Source organism: Virgifigura deserti (genome assembly GCA_003576685.1).
Taxonomy (GTDB): Bacteria; Pseudomonadota; Alphaproteobacteria; order Dongiales; family Dongiaceae; genus Virgifigura; species Virgifigura deserti.
The window spans coordinates 202,627-219,028 of record QOZR01000005.1; the positions used below are offsets into that span (position 1 = coordinate 202,627).

A 16,402-nucleotide genomic window follows, 5' to 3' on the forward strand; every position below is an offset into this window, starting at 1 on the left:
GCACCCTCCCGCGCCTCATCGGCACCGTCGGGCACCGCATCCGGATTGCCTTTGCGGGGCGGCTGCCTGAAGGTAGCCACGGAAAACAGATCGGCGTAGATGTCGAATAGAAACATCGCATGCTCCCGTTCGTATCGCCTTTTGGCACGATCGATGCCGGGAGCGTGGCGCCGTCCGGTCAAACCCACAAACGCCGTTTCGGCAAGCTAGCGTAAGGAAAAGTCACCGATCCATGAGCCGCCGCCTGCCGCCCCTCAACGCGTTGCGCGCCTTCGAGGCCGCGGCACGGCACAACAGCTTCACCGGCGCGGCCGAGGAGCTGGGCGTTAGCCACGCGGCGATCAGCCGGCATGTCCGCGGCCTGGAGGCGCGGCTGGACGTCACCCTGTTCGGCAAGGCGCCGCGCGGAGTTGTATTGACCGAGGCCGGGGCTGCCTATCTCGACCGGATTCGGCGCGCGCTCGACGACATCGCCGAGGCAACGGAGGCGCTGACCGGGACCGCCCGGCTGCAGATCTGCGTCAGCGCCGAACCGGCCTTCGCCACGAAGTGGCTGGTCCACCGGCTGGGGCGCTTTCGCGAGCGGCATCCGACCTTCGATGTCTATCTGGACGTGTCGCCGCTGCTGGTCGATCTGAATCGCGACGAGGCGGACCTCGCGATTCGCTACGGCAAGGGCGATTGGCCGGGCGTGCGCGAGGACCTGATCGTCCGGCCGCTGCTGTTCCCGGTCTGCCATCCGGCCCTGCTGAATGGGCTGGAACTGCCGCGTCCGTCGGAGTTTTCACAGCATACGCTGCTGCATGAGGATGGCGGCATGCGCTGGCGCCGCTGGTTCGAGGCGGCCGGCGCAGCGGTCGACGGCATCACCCGCGGCCCGCGATTGTCCGAGACGAACCTTGTGATCGACGCTGCCATTGCCGGGCAGGGCATCGCGCTCGCCGACGAGTTCCTGGCGGAGAAGCCCCTGCGGGAGGGCTCGCTGGTGAGACTCTCCGATATCGTCGTGACGGACGGGGCCTATTACCTGCTGTCGCTGCCCGGCGCCGGCCGGCGGAAGCCGATCGCCTCCTTCCGCAACTGGCTGCTGGCGGAGGCGGGCGTGACGCCCGCCCCCGCCTGATGCCGTTCCGCCGAAGTCTTAACCGCAGCCCATCGGAATCGGGGTCCCGCTGCGGACGGATTGCAGCCTTCCATGCGTCTCGTTCACCGCGTTCCGCTTCGCACGAGATTGGTCGATAAGCTCGTCGACGACGAAGCCGATATCCCCGCGAAGGAGACCGATGTCCCTGAGAAGCCTGTCGTCAAGATCGCTCAGAACCTTGATCGTGCTCCGGCGTTCGTGCCAGCGCACCACGCCGTCGACTGCCGTGCGTAAGACCGTCACTGGCGCCTCCGCGAGTCGGCTGATCGCCGAGGTGACGGGAAGGATGGCCCGATGGCCCCGGTCCGAATCGGCCTTGTGCGCCAGACCGGTGAGGTAAGAGAGACGCGACATCATCCACCTCCTGCTTTCAAATGAGAAAAACTGTTCCCGTTGGCTTCACGATGACCTATCGTTCCTTCCTATTTATGCCGGTCAGCGCGCGACGACAAACGAGTAGTTGTCACGTGTGTCATTAGATATTCTAATCTGAAGAGCGATGAGCCGCCGCCTGCCCCCACTCAATGCTCTGCGCGCCTTCGAGGCTGCGGCGCGACATCTCAGCTTCGCCAAGGCCGCGGCGGAGCTGCATGTGACGCCCGCGGCGATCAGCCATCAGATCAAGGCCCTCGAGGCGCATTTGGGGCTGCCGCTGTTCCGCCGGCTCAACAGGGCAGTGCTGCTGACGGATGCTGGGCAACGCTGCCTGTCCGGCGTGCGCGAAGGTTTCGACCGGCTCGCCGAAGCGATGGAGCGAGTCAGGGCCGAGGGCGCCAGCGGGCCGCTGACGGTGACGGTCTCGCCCTCCTTCGCCGGCAAGTGGCTGGTGCCGCGGCTCGACCGCTTCCGCCAGGCTCATCCCGACATCGATGTGCGGATCGACGCCTCATCCGAATGCGCCGACTTCACCCGGGACGATGTCGATATCGGCATCCGCTTCGGGACCGGCCGTTATCCTGGCCTGCGGGTCGATCACCTGATGGACGACCGGGTCGTGCCGGCCTGCAGCCCCCGGCTCGTCGACGGGCCGCATCCGCTCCGGACGCCCGACGACCTTCGGTGGCACACGCTCCTGCATGTCGATCATGCGACGCGGGACGAGACCTGGCCGGACTGGCGCATGTGGCTGCTCGCCGCGGGCGTGCGGGATGTCGACTCGAACCGCGGACCGAAATTCAGCCAGGCGAGCATGGCGATCCAGACGGCCATCGAGGGGCACGGGGTGGTTCTCGCCGAGCAGATTCTCCTCGCCGACGATCTGGCGGCGGGCCGTCTGGTCAAGCCCTTTGATCTCAGCCTGTCCCCCGGCTTCGCCCACTATGTCGTCTGCCTGGAAACCGCCGCCGACCGGCCGAAGATCGCCGCCTTTCGCGACTGGCTCTTCGCCGAGGTGGAGCGCTGACGGTGCCGACGGTTATGCGAGCCAATGGCCGAGGTCGCGCCCGAGCAGCCCCTGCAGCTTGAGGATGTCGTCCTTGTACAAGGCCGTCAGGTCCTGGCGGACCGCCGATGGCAGTTCGGGCTTGACGAGATTGCGCCGGTTGATTGCGGTGACGCCGGCATAGATCGGGCGCCGCACCCAATCCGGTAGGCGAGCCTGCACGGTCTTGGTGAACATGGTGGGCTGCAGCAGCCGGTCCAGCAGCTTGTTTCGAGGCAGCCCGGAGGCGTTGAACTTGATGGACATGTCCGGCGCGAAGTTCTCGTCCACCTTGAGGAAACGAAATATGGATCGCAGAACCGCCCCGGCATCGCTCCGGAAGTCGTCGTAAAGGTACAAGGTGATCTGCTCCCGGCTGAAGCGATCGAGGTAAAACATCAGATTCTGATGATAGAATCCCGCCTCGATGTAGGGCGCGCCTGGAAGATTCCGAGCCTTCTTGTGCCGTGCATCGCCGACGACTTCGGCTAGACTCCGGTTTTCCGATCCGCGCCTGACCGCAGCCAGATAGCCGGCATGAGCGCGATCGGCCGGGTTGCGCAGGATCGCGATCAGCTTCGCGTCGGGCATGTATTGCTTGATGCGATCGGCCGCCAGCGGCCTGGCGAGATACAAAGGCGAGACTTCACCGACGGCGCTCTCCTTCCCCGCAGAAGAAAAAAGCCCTTCATAATGCGCAAAAGTCCTGACCCGAAACCGTTGGAGCGGATCCGGACGATGTGAATCCGTTTCCGCATCGTAAGCGAGAAAGTTCGTTTCCTTGATCGGGCTGAGAAAAATCTGAGGGTGCTGACGAAGATAATAGTAAAGCGAGGTCGTTCCCGACCTGAAAGCCCCGATGACGACGAAGTTCGGCAGCGTCATTATCGCGCTCTCCCCCTGTTGTACCTCCAGAATACTAGTCATCGACATGAACGCGAGTCTGGTGGCTCAAAGTTCCATGACCGCTCGCATCACACTCTTCCTCGACCTCCCTATCCTTGAAACGTGAACCGCTCCGTCTCGCGGGAGCGTTCGCATCGGATGAGGGAGCGAAATGCCAACGCGCCGTGCTGACCGAGAGGGCATCGAGAGGCCCAAGGAGGCGCTGGATATCGACGAAGTCTTCCGCCGGCTTCGCCGGGCCGTGGCCGAGCTGCCGAAGGCGGCGATGTTCGATCTGCGCGACCGGGGTTATGGCTCGCCCTTCGAACAGCTCGTCGGCAGCCTGATCTCGGCGCGCACGCGCGACGAGACGACCATTGCCGTCTGCCTGCGCCTGTTCGCCGTCGCACGAACGCCGGAGGCGCTGGTGGCGCTGGACGAGGCCGCGCTGATCGACCTGCTCCATGGCGCGACATTTCCGGAGCCGAAGGCCCGCGACTTGAAGCTGCTAGCGCGGCGTATCCTCGACGAGCATGGCGGCCGGGTACCCGACAGCATGGAGGCCCTGACCGAGTTTCGCGGCGTGGGCCCGAAGATCGCTGCGCTGACGCTTGCCGTCGGCTTCGATCGCCCGGCGATCGCCGTCGATATCCATGTGCATCGGGTGAGCAACCGCTGGGGCTATGTGGCGACGACCACGCCGGAGCGGACCATGGCCGCCTTGGCCGACAAGCTGCCGGAGCGCTACTGGATCGAGATCAACGAACGGCTGGTTCCGTTCGGCAAGTTCATCTGCACGCCAACCCGGCCGAAATGCTCGACATGCCTGCTCCTGTCGATGTGCCGCCAGGTCGGTGTTGTGAGTCCGCGGTGAAATTGCCGGTTACAGCGTACCCACTGCCTCCGCCGCCTCGCGGGCGAGAAATGGCAGCAGCCGTTCGTTCTGTGCCAGCGACCGGCCTTCGGTGAAGACGACCAGCGTGAAGCTGCGACCGCCCGGCAGCTCGATCAAGGCGGCATCTTGGCGGGTCTCACTGGTCCAGCCGGCCTTCGACCAGAGCCGTGCCCCGTCCGGCAGGCCCTCGCCCAGGAAGCCGCCCACCTGAGCTTCGGGACAGTCGCGCCAGACTGCCGGATCCAGATCGCGGGCGAGCAGCGCACGCATCGCCGCCGAGTGCGCCGGCGAGACCGCTTCGCCCGCGTTGATGGCGCCGAGCAGTCGCGCCGTTGCATCGGTGGTGAGCCGGTTGCGGTTGTTCTCGACCGTGAAGCGGGACTGGTGCTCGCGACCATAGGGACCCTCGTCCCAAGTTTTCTGCGTCGCGTTGATCGCCGCGAACTCGGGCCACTTCCATCGCGCGAAATAGCGATTGACGGCGCGCCGCCGGGCGAGCCAGCGCGCGAGTGCCGCCGGCGAAAGCTCTGGTCCGCTCGTCGTGCCGGTGAGGAGATCGACGAGGTGATTGGTCGCATCGTTGCTGGATTCGCGGATCATGGCGGCAAGCGCCCGGTCGAGTTCGGCGCTCGGCCTGAGCCGCCCGGCTTCGAGCCACCCCTGGGCGGCCACCAGATAGAACAGCTTGATCACGCTCGCCGGATAGATCGGGCAATCGCCGCGATGGCCGAAGCCCCGAGGAATGGCGTCGGTCAAGCCGGGTACGACAAGCGTCAGGGCGATGCTGTCCGGCTCCAGGCCGGTCGGGCCGAACTGTCGCAGCGCGGACGCGATCAGTGACCGGCCGGCATCCTCCAGCGCGGCGTCCCGCCGATAGAAAACCACGGACGCACCCTCCCCTAACCGCTTGGGAACAAGCGCAAACGGTCGTTGACAAACATGCGAAACGGGTCTGCCATAAGACGTTGTCCGTTTTGAGAACCCGTCGCGAGAGTCCACAGCCGTCGAATTTGTACAAGCTCAGCATCTACACGCCAATGGCGAACAAGAACAGGCGTCTACAAGGGAGGGGTTTCATGAGAAAGGCGTTTGCGCGTCTCAGGACTACGGCGCTCACGACCGCGTTTGTCCTGGCGACGATTCCGATGATCTCCATCGCGGCACCCGGGATCGCCATGGCAGAGCAAGTCCTGCACCGCGGCAACGGCACGGAACCCGAAACTCTCGATCCGCACAAATCGACGGGCGTGACCGAGAACGTCATCGAGAACGACCTTTACGAGGGGCTGGTCACGCTGTCCGCCGAGGGCAAGCAGGTTCCGGGCGTCGCCGAAAGCTGGGACATCAGCGATGACGGCACCGTCTATACCTTCCATTTGCGGCAGGACGCGAAATGGTCGAACGGCGATCCGCTGACCGCCGAGGACTTCGTCTACTCCTTCCGCCGCGCCGTCGATCCGGACACGGCGGCCGACTACGCGCCGATCCTGATCCCGATCAGGAATGCCGAGGCGATCATCGCCGGCGAGATGCCCGTCGACCAGCTCGGCGTCAAGGCGGTCGATCCGCACACCTTCAGAATGACCCTGAACGGGCCGACGCCCTTCATTCTCGGCGTGCTGTCCCACAACATTTCCTTCCCGGTCCACCGTGCCACGGTCGAGAAGTTCGGCAATGAATGGACGCGGCCCGGCAATGCCGTCACCAACGGCGCCTTCATGATGACGGACTGGGTCCCGCAGTCGCAGGTCACCGTCGTCAAGAACCCGCATTTCCACGACGCCGAGAACGTCAAGCTCGACAAGATCGTCTATTACCCGACCGAGGATCTGGCCGAGGAGTTGAAGCGCTTCCGCGCTGGCGAGCTGCACATCACCTATGACATTCCCTCGGAGCAGATCAAATGGGCCGAGGAGAACATGGCGGACCAGTTCCACAACACGCCCTATTTCGGCACCTACTACTATGTCGTCAATCTCACGCGCGAGCCGCTCGGCAGCAGTCTGAAGCTGCGCAAGGCCCTGGCGCTCGCGATCGACCGGGAGATCCTGACGGACAAGGTGACCCAGGGCGGCGAGCTGCCGGCCTATTCCTGGGTGCCGCCCGGCGTCGAAGGCTATGACCAGCAGGAGGTGGATTTCGCCAAGATGTCGCAGGCCGAGCGCAACGCGTTGGCGAAGAAGCTTTATGCCGAAGCCGGCTACGGTCCCGACAACCCGCTGGAGCTGGAGCTGCTCTACAACACCAACGAGAACCACAGGAAGATCGCCATCGCCGTCGCCAGCATGTGGAAGCAGACGCTGGGCGCGCAGATGACGCTGACCAACAAGGAATGGAAGGTCTATCTCGAGGACCGCGACCTGAAGAAGCACGAACTGGCCCGCGCCGCCTGGATCGGCGACTATGTCGATCCGCTGAACTTCCTCGAGCTGTTCCTGTCGAATGCCGGTGAGCGGAACGATGCCGGCTACAACAATCCGGAGTTCGACCGACTTCTGGCCGAGGCGGCGAAGCCGGAGAATGTCGATAAGCGGATGGATATTCTGGAGCAGGCGGAAGCCGTATTCCTGGCCGATATGCCGCTGATCCCGATCTATCACTACACCACGCAGCATATGATCAGCCCCGATGTCCAGGGCTGGGAGTTCAACGTCCTGGACATCCATCCGGGCCGCTATATTTCGCTCAAGAGCTCGTAGCACGGAGCCGATGGCTTCCTCCTCCCGCCCCGTCGAAACACGGTTGGGAGGAGGATCCACCGATGAGGCGAGGACCAAGACTTGAGCATTAACGACCGGACGAGACCCGGAGCTCGCCGCCGGCACGGGAGAGCATTGTGCTGCGCTACGCGGTGAAGCGGATGCTCGGCGCCCTGCCGACGCTCTTCCTGATCATCACGATCGCCTTCTTCATGATGCGTCTGGCGCCCGGCGGTCCGTTCGACAAGGAGCGAAACCTCCCGGCCCAGGTCGAGGCCAATTTGAACAAGGCCTATCACCTGGACGAGCCGCTGCCGCAACAATATCTGCGCTATGTCGGCAATATCCTCCAGGGCGATTTCGGTCCGTCCTTCCAGTACAAGGACTTCTCGGTCACGGAGCTGATCTGGGGCGGATTTCCGGTGTCCCTGCGCCTCGGCGGCTTGGCGATCCTGTTCGCCTTCGGCATCGGCGTCGCGCTCGGCACGGTCGCCGCGCTCAATCAGAACAGCCTGACCGACTATCTGGTGATGGGAACGGCGATGACCGGCATCACCATTCCAAACTTCGTGATGGCGCCTCTGCTGACGCTCGTCTTCGGGCTTTATCTGAGCTGGCTACCGGTTGGCGGCTGGGGCGGCGGCGGCATCGCGCATTCGGTCCTGCCGATCGTCGCATTGTGCCTGCCGCAGGTGGCCGCGATCGCGCGGCTGACACGCGGCAGCATGATCGAGGTGCTGCGCAGCAACTTCATGCGCACCGCCCGCGCGAAAGGATTGCCGGAGCGCGTGACGATCCTGCGCCACGGGTTGAAGGCGGCGATGCTGCCGGTCGTCTCCTATCTCGGGCCGGCGGTCGCCAGCATCATCACCGGCTCGGTCATCATCGAGCAGATCTTCGGGATCCCGGGAATCGGGCGCTATTTCGTCCAGGCGGCGCTGAACCGCGACTATACGCTGGTGATGGGCGTGACGATCTTCTACGGCGTCCTCATCATCCTGTTCAACCTGCTGGTCGATCTGCTCTACGGCCTGCTCGATCCGAAGGTGCGGTATGACTGATACGGCGATCCCGCCCGGCACCGCACCGACTGAGGAGTTCGCCGGGCGCAGCCTGTGGGCCGATGCCTGGCGCCGCCTGATGCGGAATCGGGCCGCGATGGCCAGCATAGTGATCCTGGCCGCGATCGCGCTGGCCTCCATCTTCGCACCCTGGCTCAGCCCGCATCCCTATGACGAGATCTATTGGGACCAGATCGACGCACCGCCGAATTTCGCGCTCGGCCACTATTTCGGCACGGATTCCAACGGCCGCGATCTCTTCGTCCGCACGCTCTATGGCGGGCGGATGTCGCTGATGGTGGGGCTGGTGGCAACGCTGGTGAGCTTGGTGATCGGCGTCGCCTATGGTGCGACAGCAGGATTCATCGGCGGCCGCGTCGACGCGGTGATGATGCGGTTCGTCGATGTTCTCTACTCCCTGCCCTTCATCTTCTTCGTGATCCTGCTGACCGTCATGTTCGGCCGCCACCTCGTGCTGATATTCGTCGCCATCGGGGCGATCTCCTGGCTCGACATGGCGCGGATCGTCCGCGGCCAGACCATCAGCCTCAAGCGCAAGGAGTTCGTCGAGGCCGCCGTGGCCGGCGGGGTGAGCAGCTTCAATATCCTTCGCCGCCACATCATCCCGAACACGCTGGGGCCGGTCGTCGTCTACGTCACGCTGACGGTCCCGCAGGTGATCCTGACCGAATCCTTCATCAGCTTCCTTGGCCTCGGCGTGCAGGAGCCGAACACGAGTTGGGGCGTCCTGATCAGCGAGGGCGCGCGGTCGATGGAGACGACGCCCTGGGCGCTGATCTTCCCCGCGACGTTCCTGGCCGTCACGCTGTTCTGCTTCAACTTCATCGGCGACGGGCTGCGCGATGCGCTCGATCCCAGGGATCGGTGAATTGGGATCGGTGATGGAGCCCGTCCTCTCGATCGAGAACCTGCACACCCGCTTCGCGACGCCGGATGGGCTGGTCGAGGCGGTGAACGGGGTGAGCTTCACCGTCGGCGAAGGCGAAACCCTCGGCATCGTCGGCGAGTCGGGCTCGGGCAAGAGTCAGATCTTCATATCGGTGATGGGGTTGCTGGCGGCGAACGGACGGGCGTCCGGCAGCGTCCGCTTCCGCGGCCACGAAATCCTCGGATTGCCGCGCAAACAGCTCAACCGGATCCGCGGCGCGCGCATGTCGATGATCTTCCAGGACCCGATGACGTCGCTGAACCCCTATCTGACGATCGCCCGGCAGATGACGGAGGTGCTCATCGCCCATAAGGGCAGCAGCCGGGCCGAGGCGCGCGGCGAGGCCATCGCGATGCTCGAGCGGGTGCAGATCCCCGAAGCGGCGCGCCGCATCGATATGTATCCGCACGAGTTCTCCGGCGGCATGCGGCAGCGGGTGATGATCGCGATGGCGCTGCTGTGCAAGCCGGAGCTGCTGATCGCCGACGAGCCGACCACGGCGCTCGACGTCACCGTCCAGGCGCAGATCCTCGAGCTGATCGGGGCGCTGCAGCGGGCCAGCAACACCGCCATCGTCCTGATCACCCACGACCTCGGCGTCATTGCCGGGCTGTGCGACCGGGTGCTGGTGATGTATGCCGGCCGGGTGGTCGAGTCCGGCCCCGTCCGCGATATCTTTCGCGATCCGCAACACCCCTATACGGCCGGGCTTCTGCGGTCGACGCCGCGTCTCGACGAGGCGGCTGGCGCAAGATTGTCGACGATTCCCGGACAGCCGCCCAACCTGCAGCGCCTGCCGCCCGGCTGCGCCTTTTATGAGCGGTGCGCCCATCGCGAGGCGATCTGCCTCGACGACCGGCCCGAGTTGCGCAGGATCGGCGAGGAGAGGAAGAAGGCATGCCACCTGCCGCACCTCTAGGCCCATCGCCGCTGCTCTCGGTCCGCGACCTGAGCGTTCATTTCACGCTCGGTGCCGGTGGGCTGTTCTCGCGCCGCAAGCCGGTCCTGCTGCGGGCGGTGGACGGGGTGAGCTTCGATCTCCGCCCCGGCGAGACGCTTGGCCTCGTCGGCGAGTCGGGTTGCGGCAAGTCGACGCTCGGCCGCGCCGTCCTGCGCCTTCTGCCGTCGGCTGCGGGCCGTGTCGTCTGGCTCGGCCAGGACCTGGCCGCGCTCTCGACCGCGGCGATGCGGCAGAGGCGCAAAGAGATGCAGATTATCTTCCAGGACCCGCTCGCCTCGCTCAACCCGCGGATGACGGCCGGCGAGACCATCGGCGAGCCGTTGAAGACCTTCCGGCCGGACCTGAAACCCGCAGAGGCGAAGCGGCGCATTCAGGAAATCATGGCGAAGGTCGGCCTGCTGCCGCAGCAGATTAACCGCTATCCGCACGAGTTCTCCGGCGGCCAGTGCCAGCGCATCGGAATCGCCCGGGCGATGATCAACGATCCCAAGCTGATCGTCTGCGACGAGCCGGTCAGCGCCCTCGACGCCTCGATCCAGGCGCAGATCATCAACCTGCTGATGGACCTGCAGCGCGAGACCGGCCTGTCGCTGATTTTCATCTCGCACAATCTGAGCGTCGTGCGCCAGATCAGCCACCGGATCATGGTGCTCTATCTCGGCAAGGTGGTCGAGCTGGCCGACCGCGACCAGCTCTACCGCAATCCGCGCCATCCCTATACCCAGGCGCTGATCTCGGCGGTGCCGATTCCGGACCCGGATCTGGAACGAGCGAAGCAGCGGCTGGTGCTGAGCGGCGACCTGCCCTCGCCGCTCGATCCGCCCAGCGGCTGCCGGTTTCGAACGCGCTGCCCCAAGGCGACGGAAATCTGCGCCCGCCTGTCGCCGTCGCTATTGGAAATCGAACGCGGCCACGAGGTGGCCTGCCATCATTGGGACGAGTAGGAAGCCCCTCTCCCCTTATGGGAGAGGGCGCACAACCTCTACTCGACCAGCCCCAGCGCCTGCTTGTACAGGTCGAGCAGCGACTCCTGCTCCTGCCGGTCGTTGGCGTCCATCTTCCGCAGGCGGACGATCTGCCGCATGATCTTGGTGTCGAACCCGGTCCCCTTGGCCTCGGCGTAGACTTCGCGGATATCGTTGGCGAGTCCCGCCTTTTCTTCCTCCAGCCGCTCGATCCGCTCGATCAGCGAGCGCAGCCGATCCGCCGCGATTCCCCCGACATCCGCCATGCCTTCGTCTCCGTCCTAATCTGCTCTTTCGGGAAGCCCCATGCCCGGTCCGGGCACGGGAGGGCGGAACATATCGAGGCGGCGGACCGGCTGCAAGACTCTCGACGCGCAGAGACGACGCACAGAGATCACGCGTGATTGCGGCTGGTGTGCCCCGCGGCCCAGGCCTGCTTCTGCTCGGGCGTCGCTTCCGTCTGGTGCTTCGCCTTCCATTCGTCATAAGGCATGCCGTAGACGATCTCGCGCGCCTGGTCGTAGCTCATCTCGAGCCCGCGCTCCTCGGCCGCCGCGCGGTACCATTTCGACAGGCAGTTGCGGCAGAAGCCGGCGAGATTCATGAGATCGATGTTCTGAACCTCGGGATGCGCGCGGAAATGCTCCACCAGGCGGCGGAAGGCAGCAGCTTCCAGTTCGGTGCGGGTCTTGTCGTCCATAAGTCTCTCCCCGTCCTCTCTCATATGGCTCGGATATGGGCCTCGGGCCTCCGGATTGCCAACGCGGCATCCGTCAAAGACCCTCGACGGTCTCCTCGATCAGCAGGTCGACCACGGCCTTGAGCGCATCCTCCCGGCTCTGCCCAGCCTCGAGGGCCTGGGCGAGCCTGGCACGCTGGCGATGGGCGCTGGTGCCGCGCTGCAGGATCGTGCGCGCATGCTCGATTTCGGTCGTGCAGCCGAAGAACTCGGCATCCTCGCGCGTCAGAGCGATGATCTCCTCCAGCAGCTCGGGATAGGAGACGATCGCGCCGCGGCCGAAATCGACCAGCCCCTCGTCGAGCCCGTAGCGCTGCGCCCGCCAGCGATTCTCGTTGACCAGCATCATGGCATAGCGCCGCCAGCGCTGGTTGGCGCGCCGCAGCCGCCAGAGCATCCGGATGAGGCAGCGATAGATCGCGGCGATGCAGATCCCGTCGTCGAGCCGCGTGCAGACGTCGGCGATCCGCATCTCCAGCGTCGGGAAGCGCACGCTCGGCCGCACGTCCCACCACAGCTTGCTGCCGTCCTCGATCAGGCCGGCGTCGACCAGGATGCGCAGATGCCGCTCGAACTCGCCATAACTGTCGAAATATTCCGGCAGGCCGGTGCGCGGAAGCTCGTCGAACACCGCCAGCCGATAGGATTTCAGGCCCGTATCCTCGCCGCGCCAGAAGGGCGAGGAGGTGCTGAGGGCAAGGAGATGCGGCAGGAAATAGGCGACCTGCCCCATCAAATCGATGCGAAGCTGCGGGTCCTCGATGCCGATATGCACATGCATGCCGCAGATCAGCAGCCGGCGGGCCGGCGTCTGAATGTCGCGGGCGAGGATGTGATAGCGCTCCTTGTCCGTATGCTTCTGGGCATCCCAGGCGGCGAAGGGGTGGGTCGACGCGGCGATCGGCGCCAGGCCGTGGCGACCGGCGACCTCCGCCACCGTGCTGCGCAGATGGGCGAGCTCGGCCCGCGTCTCGGCGAGGCTCCGGCAGACGCTCGTGCCGACCTCGATCTGGCAGCGCAGGAACTCCGGGCTGACCTGCGCCTGCAGCAGGTCCTGGCATTCCTCCATCATGCCCGGCGGCGGATCGCGGACCAGATCGCGGCTGGCGCGATCGACCAGCAGATATTCCTCTTCGACCCCAAGAGTGAAGACGGGCTCAGGGCGCGTCATTCGTAGTGGACCACCCGAAAAATCTCGTCATCGACAAGAATCGACGTGAGCGCATCGGCGAGCCGATCGGCCCAACTCTCGGCCCCGTGGCGCGTATCGATCAAATCCTGCCGTATCTCAATCAACACGTTGGCAAGGCCCAGCTCGTCGCCATGGACGGCAGTCGAATAGCCATGCTCATCCCGCGCCGTATAGGGCTCGTTGTCGCCGACGCACAGTTCCGGATCGGCCGCGAGCCTCTCCATCAGAGGAACGGGAATGCGCGGATCACGGTTCCATAGGATGCCGACATGCCAGGGCCGCTCGACTCCGCCGAACACCGGTGTGAAGCTGTGCATCGAGATCAGCGCCGGCACGATGCCGGCCCGCCGGCGGCCCTCGATCAGCCGGGCGACCGCATCATGGTAAGGCTGAAAGCAAGCCTCGGCGCGTTGCACCCGCTGAGCCGCCGTCAGGCCGCGATTGCCCGGAACATCGATACCGTCGCTGACCTGGGCAATCGAGGTCGGGTTGTCGAGACGCCGGTTGCAGTCGATCACCAGCCGCGAATAGCCGGCAAGCACGGCGGGCGCGTCGAGCCGCTTCGCTAGGCGCCGGGTCACGTCGGCGATGCCGATGTCCCAGGCGATGTGTCGGGCCAGCGTGACTTCATCCAGCCCCAGCGTCTTGAGGGCGGCCGGAATCGCCTGGCCGGCATGGTCGCAGATCAGCACCACCCGCGCGGCGCCGTCGGGATTGACGACCTCGAACGGCGGCGGGTCCTGGGGCCCGAGCAGCGGCCGCCGAGGCGCGGACGCGGGCTGAGGCGGCGGCGCTGGATCAGGCATGGGCGGCAATAGACCAAATCGGCCGTTCGTCTGCAAGCTGGCGAAATGCAGCCCGATTGACCGGCTGCGACAGTCCGGCTTAAAACCGTCGCGCGGCCTAGCCCTCATCCTTCGACAGGCTCAGGATGAGGGCCGGACCGCGCCTCCGACGGCTCCGCAGGGCGACCGGCATGAACACGCACACCTTCTTCTGCATCGACGCCCATACCTGCGGCAATCCGGTCCGGGTCGTCGCCGGCGGCGCGCCGCCGCTCGTGGGCGAGACAATGAGCGAGAAGCGGCAATATTTCCTGCGGCATCTCGACTGGATCCGCACCGGCCTGATGTTCGAGCCGCGCGGGCATGACATGATGTCGGGCAGCATTCTCTATCCGCCAACGCGGCCCGACTGCGACCTCGGCATTCTGTTCATCGAGACGAGCGGCTGTCTGCCGATGTGCGGCCACGGTACCATCGGGACGGTAACCGTGGCGCTCGAACGCGGGCTGGCGGCGCCGCGGGAGGACGGCGTGCTGCGGCTCGATACGCCGGCCGGGCTGGTCGAGGCGACCTATCTCCGTGACGGCGCCCATATCGAGTCCGTGCGCATTCGCAATATCGCGTCCTATCTGCACGCTACCGACGTGCCGGTCGACTGCCCGGAGCTGGGCACGCTGACCGTCGACATCGCCTATGGCGGCAATTTCTACGCAATCGTCGAGCCGCAGGCGAATTACGGCGATTTAGCAGACCTCGACCCCGGGCAGATCCTGCGGCTCAGCCCCATCGTCCGGCAGCGGCTGAACGAGACCGGCGACTATGTTCACCCGGAAAATCCGACGATCCGCGGCGTCAGCCACGTATTGTGGACGGGACGGCCGCGCGACCCCCGGGCACACGCCCGCAATGCGGTGTTCTATGGCGAGAAGGCGATCGACCGCAGCCCCTGCGGCACCGGCACCTCGGCGCGGATGGCGCAGCTTGCCGCCCGCGGCGCCCTGAAGCCGGGCGACGACTTCATCCATGAGAGCATCATCGGCAGCCTGTTCAACGGCCGCGTCGAGGCCACCGCGCGCGTCGACGATCGCGACGCGATCGTGCCGTCGATCGAGGGCTGGGCCCGGATCACCGGCTTCAACACGATCTTCATCGACGACCGCGACCCCTACGCGCACGGCTTTCAGCTGGTCTGACAGAGCGGATTTAAAACCCGCCCCTACGGCGCGTCCGCAGCGACGGACGGTGCGGCGCCTTTGCGCGTGCCTTCGCGGAAGAAATTGAAGAGCCGCAACCCCGACCGCGGTGCGGCGAGCATTACCGTGCCGATATAGATCACGGCGCCCGTGGGCACGATCGCTGCCAGAACGAGAATATCGGACCAGCCGACCAAGAGCCACGCCTTGAGCGCGAACAGGCTGGCAACCATAAGCGCCGCGGCGAGCAGCGGAACGCCCGCTCCCCTGAACTGCTCCAGGAAGCCGATTCCAAGGCTTCGATGCAGGAGCCAGAGACTCATCGGCAGGGTGAAGACGTGCTGGCCGGCGGAAACGACGGTCGCGATGACGATGCTCTCCCTGCCGAACAGAAGAAGCCCGGTGATCGTGATCACGAAGCCGCCGATGCTGGCGACCAGGACCAGCTGCGGGCGGCCCAGCGCCTTGTAGACGACCGGGGTGAACTGCCGGAGGGCCGTCCCGATCGCGCCCAGCGCGAGAATCTGGACCAGCAGAGCGGATGGCATCCATTGCGCGCCGAGGATGAGGCCGACCATTTCGGGCGCGCAGACGAAGATGCCGGCAAAGATCGGCACGGTCACCACCGCATTCATCTCCGTGGCTTCCATGAAGCCGCGCCGGAGCTTCGCCCTGTCGTGCTGGATCCGCGAGAACATGACCAGGGCGACATGGGAGACGGCATTGGTGAGTATGAACCGAAGGGTGTCGATCAGCTTCGTGGCGATGTTGAAATAGCCGAACGCCGTCACCCCCAGGAAGTAGCCGACGAGAACCGCGAACAACCGGATCTTGCTCTGCAGGATGAATTGGGACAGGAAGACGGGAATCGCGAACCGCAGGAGCTCGTCCAGGCGGGCAAAGGAATAGCGCAGCTTGGGCCGGCGCGTGGCGCTCGCCCAAACCCAGAGGGCGGCGAAGGCGCTCGAAGCCACGTTCTGCGCCACAAGGCTCCAGACTCCGAAGCCGGAGAAGGCCATGGTGATGCCGATGGCGGCGCCGCAGACACGCCCGCAAAGCGAACGCAGGGCAACCGGCTTGAACCGCAGCTCGCGACGAAAGCTGGCGAGCAGGACGCCGCTCGAACTGCTGAACAGCAGGCTGAGACTCATCCAACCGAGGATCGAGCCCAACGTCGGCTCGTCGAAAAGATCGGCGAGCAGCGGCGCAGCGAGCCAGCAGCCGCAGACGAGCACCACCGCTAAGCCCATGCAGGTCCAGAGCGCGGTGTCCAGATGCGCCTCATCGAGCTGCTTCCGCTGCACGATCGCGTCGTGGAAGAGCATCTCCACGACTAGGTTCAACAGCTGAACGATGCCGAGAGCCAGGGCCGCGATGCCGAATTCGGCCGGGCCAAGGAGCCGCGCGAGGACGATGGCGGTGATCAGCATCAAGCCCGAAAGGCCGCCGCTTTCCAGCGCGGACCAGACCAAGGAACGTGCCGCCGCCCGCCGTCCGGTCATGCTTCTTGCGAG

The 16,402-nt window shown here is 65.3% G+C and carries 17 protein-coding genes; 9 read left to right on the forward strand and 8 right to left on the reverse strand.

What is annotated here, in order from left to right:
• Positions 1-232: 232 nt before the first annotated feature.
• Entirely contained in the window at positions 233-1,123 is an 891-nt protein-coding gene (gene gcvA, locus DT069_RS10815) for a transcriptional regulator GcvA (protein WP_119460320.1), read from the forward strand.
• An 18-nt stretch (positions 1,124-1,141) separates the two neighbouring features.
• On the opposite strand, the gene DT069_RS10820 is transcribed toward gcvA, so the two are convergent.
• Positions 1,142-1,501: a DUF1127 domain-containing protein gene (locus DT069_RS10820; protein ID WP_119460321.1), complete on the reverse strand. Its 360-nt coding sequence runs from the start codon at positions 1,499-1,501 to the stop codon at positions 1,142-1,144.
• Positions 1,502-1,643: 142 nt separating this feature from the next.
• On the opposite strand from DT069_RS10820, the gene DT069_RS10825 reads away from it, so the two are divergent.
• Positions 1,644-2,546, forward strand: a complete 903-nt coding sequence (locus DT069_RS10825; protein WP_119460322.1) for a transcriptional regulator GcvA — start codon at positions 1,644-1,646, stop codon at positions 2,544-2,546.
• Between the two features lie 12 nt (positions 2,547-2,558).
• Here DT069_RS10825 and DT069_RS10830 read toward each other — a convergent pair whose 3' ends face one another.
• The gene (locus tag DT069_RS10830) at positions 2,559-3,449 is read right to left on the reverse strand and encodes a sulfotransferase family protein (protein ID WP_162913126.1); all 891 of its coding nucleotides are present in this window, start codon (positions 3,447-3,449) and stop codon (positions 2,559-2,561) included.
• A 172-nt stretch (positions 3,450-3,621) separates the two neighbouring features.
• On the opposite strand from DT069_RS10830, the gene DT069_RS10835 reads away from it, so the two are divergent.
• Positions 3,622-4,323 carry an endonuclease III domain-containing protein gene (locus DT069_RS10835; protein WP_119460324.1) on the forward strand — a complete coding sequence of 234 codons (702 nt, stop codon included), beginning with the start codon at positions 3,622-3,624 and terminating at the stop codon, positions 4,321-4,323.
• A gap of 9 nt (positions 4,324-4,332) precedes the next feature.
• On the opposite strand, the gene DT069_RS10840 is transcribed toward DT069_RS10835, so the two are convergent.
• Positions 4,333-5,229 carry a serine hydrolase gene (locus DT069_RS10840; RefSeq protein WP_119460325.1) on the reverse strand — a complete coding sequence of 299 codons (897 nt, stop codon included), beginning with the start codon at positions 5,227-5,229 and terminating at the stop codon, positions 4,333-4,335.
• A 191-nt stretch (positions 5,230-5,420) separates the two neighbouring features.
• Between DT069_RS10840 and DT069_RS10845 the strand changes: the two genes are divergently transcribed.
• From DT069_RS10845 to DT069_RS10865, 5 genes are all read left to right on the forward strand, one after another.
• Positions 5,421-7,043, forward strand: a complete 1,623-nt coding sequence (locus DT069_RS10845) for a peptide ABC transporter substrate-binding protein (protein ID WP_425450152.1) — start codon at positions 5,421-5,423, stop codon at positions 7,041-7,043.
• Between the two features lie 137 nt (positions 7,044-7,180).
• Entirely contained in the window at positions 7,181-8,104 is a 924-nt protein-coding gene (gene oppB / locus DT069_RS10850; protein ID WP_119460326.1) for an oligopeptide ABC transporter permease OppB, read from the forward strand.
• The gene (locus tag DT069_RS10855) at positions 8,097-8,993 is read left to right on the forward strand and encodes an ABC transporter permease subunit (protein WP_119460327.1); all 897 of its coding nucleotides are present in this window, start codon (positions 8,097-8,099) and stop codon (positions 8,991-8,993) included. The genes oppB and DT069_RS10855 overlap by 8 nt, the downstream gene beginning before the upstream one ends.
• A gap of 13 nt (positions 8,994-9,006) precedes the next feature.
• The gene (locus DT069_RS10860; protein ID WP_119460450.1) at positions 9,007-9,972 is read left to right on the forward strand and encodes an ABC transporter ATP-binding protein; all 966 of its coding nucleotides are present in this window, start codon (positions 9,007-9,009) and stop codon (positions 9,970-9,972) included.
• Complete coding sequence (locus tag DT069_RS10865) at positions 9,951-10,958, forward strand: ABC transporter ATP-binding protein (RefSeq protein WP_119460328.1); 1,008 nt, start codon at positions 9,951-9,953, stop codon at positions 10,956-10,958. The genes DT069_RS10860 and DT069_RS10865 overlap by 22 nt, the downstream gene beginning before the upstream one ends.
• A gap of 38 nt (positions 10,959-10,996) precedes the next feature.
• On the opposite strand, the gene DT069_RS10870 is transcribed toward DT069_RS10865, so the two are convergent.
• From DT069_RS10870 to DT069_RS10885, 4 genes are all read right to left on the reverse strand, one after another.
• Positions 10,997-11,245 (reverse strand): DUF2312 domain-containing protein, encoded by a 249-nt coding sequence (locus tag DT069_RS10870; protein ID WP_119460329.1) that lies wholly within the window; start codon positions 11,243-11,245, stop codon positions 10,997-10,999.
• A 128-nt stretch (positions 11,246-11,373) separates the two neighbouring features.
• The gene (locus DT069_RS10875) at positions 11,374-11,679 is read right to left on the reverse strand and encodes a DUF1244 domain-containing protein (protein ID WP_119460330.1); all 306 of its coding nucleotides are present in this window, start codon (positions 11,677-11,679) and stop codon (positions 11,374-11,376) included.
• 73 nt (positions 11,680-11,752) lie between these two features.
• A complete protein-coding gene (locus DT069_RS10880) occupies positions 11,753-12,889 on the reverse strand; it encodes a carboxylate-amine ligase (protein WP_119460331.1) in 1,137 nt (378 codons plus the stop codon).
• Entirely contained in the window at positions 12,886-13,716 is an 831-nt protein-coding gene (locus tag DT069_RS10885; RefSeq protein WP_119460332.1) for an N-formylglutamate amidohydrolase, read from the reverse strand. The genes DT069_RS10880 and DT069_RS10885 overlap by 4 nt, the downstream gene beginning before the upstream one ends.
• A 170-nt stretch (positions 13,717-13,886) precedes the next feature.
• Here DT069_RS10885 and DT069_RS10890 point away from each other — a divergent pair, with 170 nt between their 5' ends.
• Positions 13,887-14,888, forward strand: coding sequence for a 4-hydroxyproline epimerase (locus DT069_RS10890; RefSeq protein ID WP_119460333.1), 1,002 nt, complete (start codon positions 13,887-13,889; stop codon positions 14,886-14,888).
• A gap of 23 nt (positions 14,889-14,911) precedes the next feature.
• Here the strand turns inward: DT069_RS10890 and DT069_RS10895 are convergent, their stop codons facing one another.
• Complete coding sequence (locus tag DT069_RS10895) at positions 14,912-16,390, reverse strand: lipopolysaccharide biosynthesis protein (protein WP_119460334.1); 1,479 nt, start codon at positions 16,388-16,390, stop codon at positions 14,912-14,914.
• Positions 16,391-16,402 lie beyond the last annotated feature (12 nt).

Bases quoted from the DNA above. Each gene is read 5' to 3' on its own strand.
- DT069_RS10875 (WP_119460330.1), bottom strand. From the start codon at position 11,679: ATGGACGACAAGACCCGCACCGAACTGGAAGCTGCTGCCTTCCGCCGC.
- DT069_RS10895 (WP_119460334.1), bottom strand. From the start codon at position 16,390: ATGACCGGACGGCGGGCGGCGGCACGTTCCTTGGTCTGGTCCGCGCTG.
- DT069_RS10870 (WP_119460329.1), bottom strand. From the start codon at position 11,245: ATGGCGGATGTCGGGGGAATCGCGGCGGATCGGCTGCGCTCGCTGATC.
- DT069_RS10880 (WP_119460331.1), bottom strand. From the start codon at position 12,889: ATGACGCGCCCTGAGCCCGTCTTCACTCTTGGGGTCGAAGAGGAATAT.
- DT069_RS10820 (WP_119460321.1), bottom strand. From the start codon at position 1,501: ATGATGTCGCGTCTCTCTTACCTCACCGGTCTGGCGCACAAGGCCGAT.
- gcvA (WP_119460320.1), top strand. From the start codon at position 233: ATGAGCCGCCGCCTGCCGCCCCTCAACGCGTTGCGCGCCTTCGAGGCC.
- DT069_RS10890 (WP_119460333.1), top strand. From the start codon at position 13,887: ATGAACACGCACACCTTCTTCTGCATCGACGCCCATACCTGCGGCAAT.
- DT069_RS10845 (WP_425450152.1), top strand. From the start codon at position 5,421: ATGAGAAAGGCGTTTGCGCGTCTCAGGACTACGGCGCTCACGACCGCG.
- DT069_RS10855 (WP_119460327.1), top strand. From the start codon at position 8,097: ATGACTGATACGGCGATCCCGCCCGGCACCGCACCGACTGAGGAGTTC.
- DT069_RS10860 (WP_119460450.1), top strand. From the start codon at position 9,007: ATGGAGCCCGTCCTCTCGATCGAGAACCTGCACACCCGCTTCGCGACG.
- DT069_RS10830 (WP_162913126.1), bottom strand. From the start codon at position 3,449: ATGACGCTGCCGAACTTCGTCGTCATCGGGGCTTTCAGGTCGGGAACG.
- DT069_RS10865 (WP_119460328.1), top strand. From the start codon at position 9,951: ATGCCACCTGCCGCACCTCTAGGCCCATCGCCGCTGCTCTCGGTCCGC.
- DT069_RS10885 (WP_119460332.1), bottom strand. From the start codon at position 13,716: ATGCCTGATCCAGCGCCGCCGCCTCAGCCCGCGTCCGCGCCTCGGCGG.
- DT069_RS10835 (WP_119460324.1), top strand. From the start codon at position 3,622: ATGCCAACGCGCCGTGCTGACCGAGAGGGCATCGAGAGGCCCAAGGAG.
- DT069_RS10825 (WP_119460322.1), top strand. From the start codon at position 1,644: ATGAGCCGCCGCCTGCCCCCACTCAATGCTCTGCGCGCCTTCGAGGCT.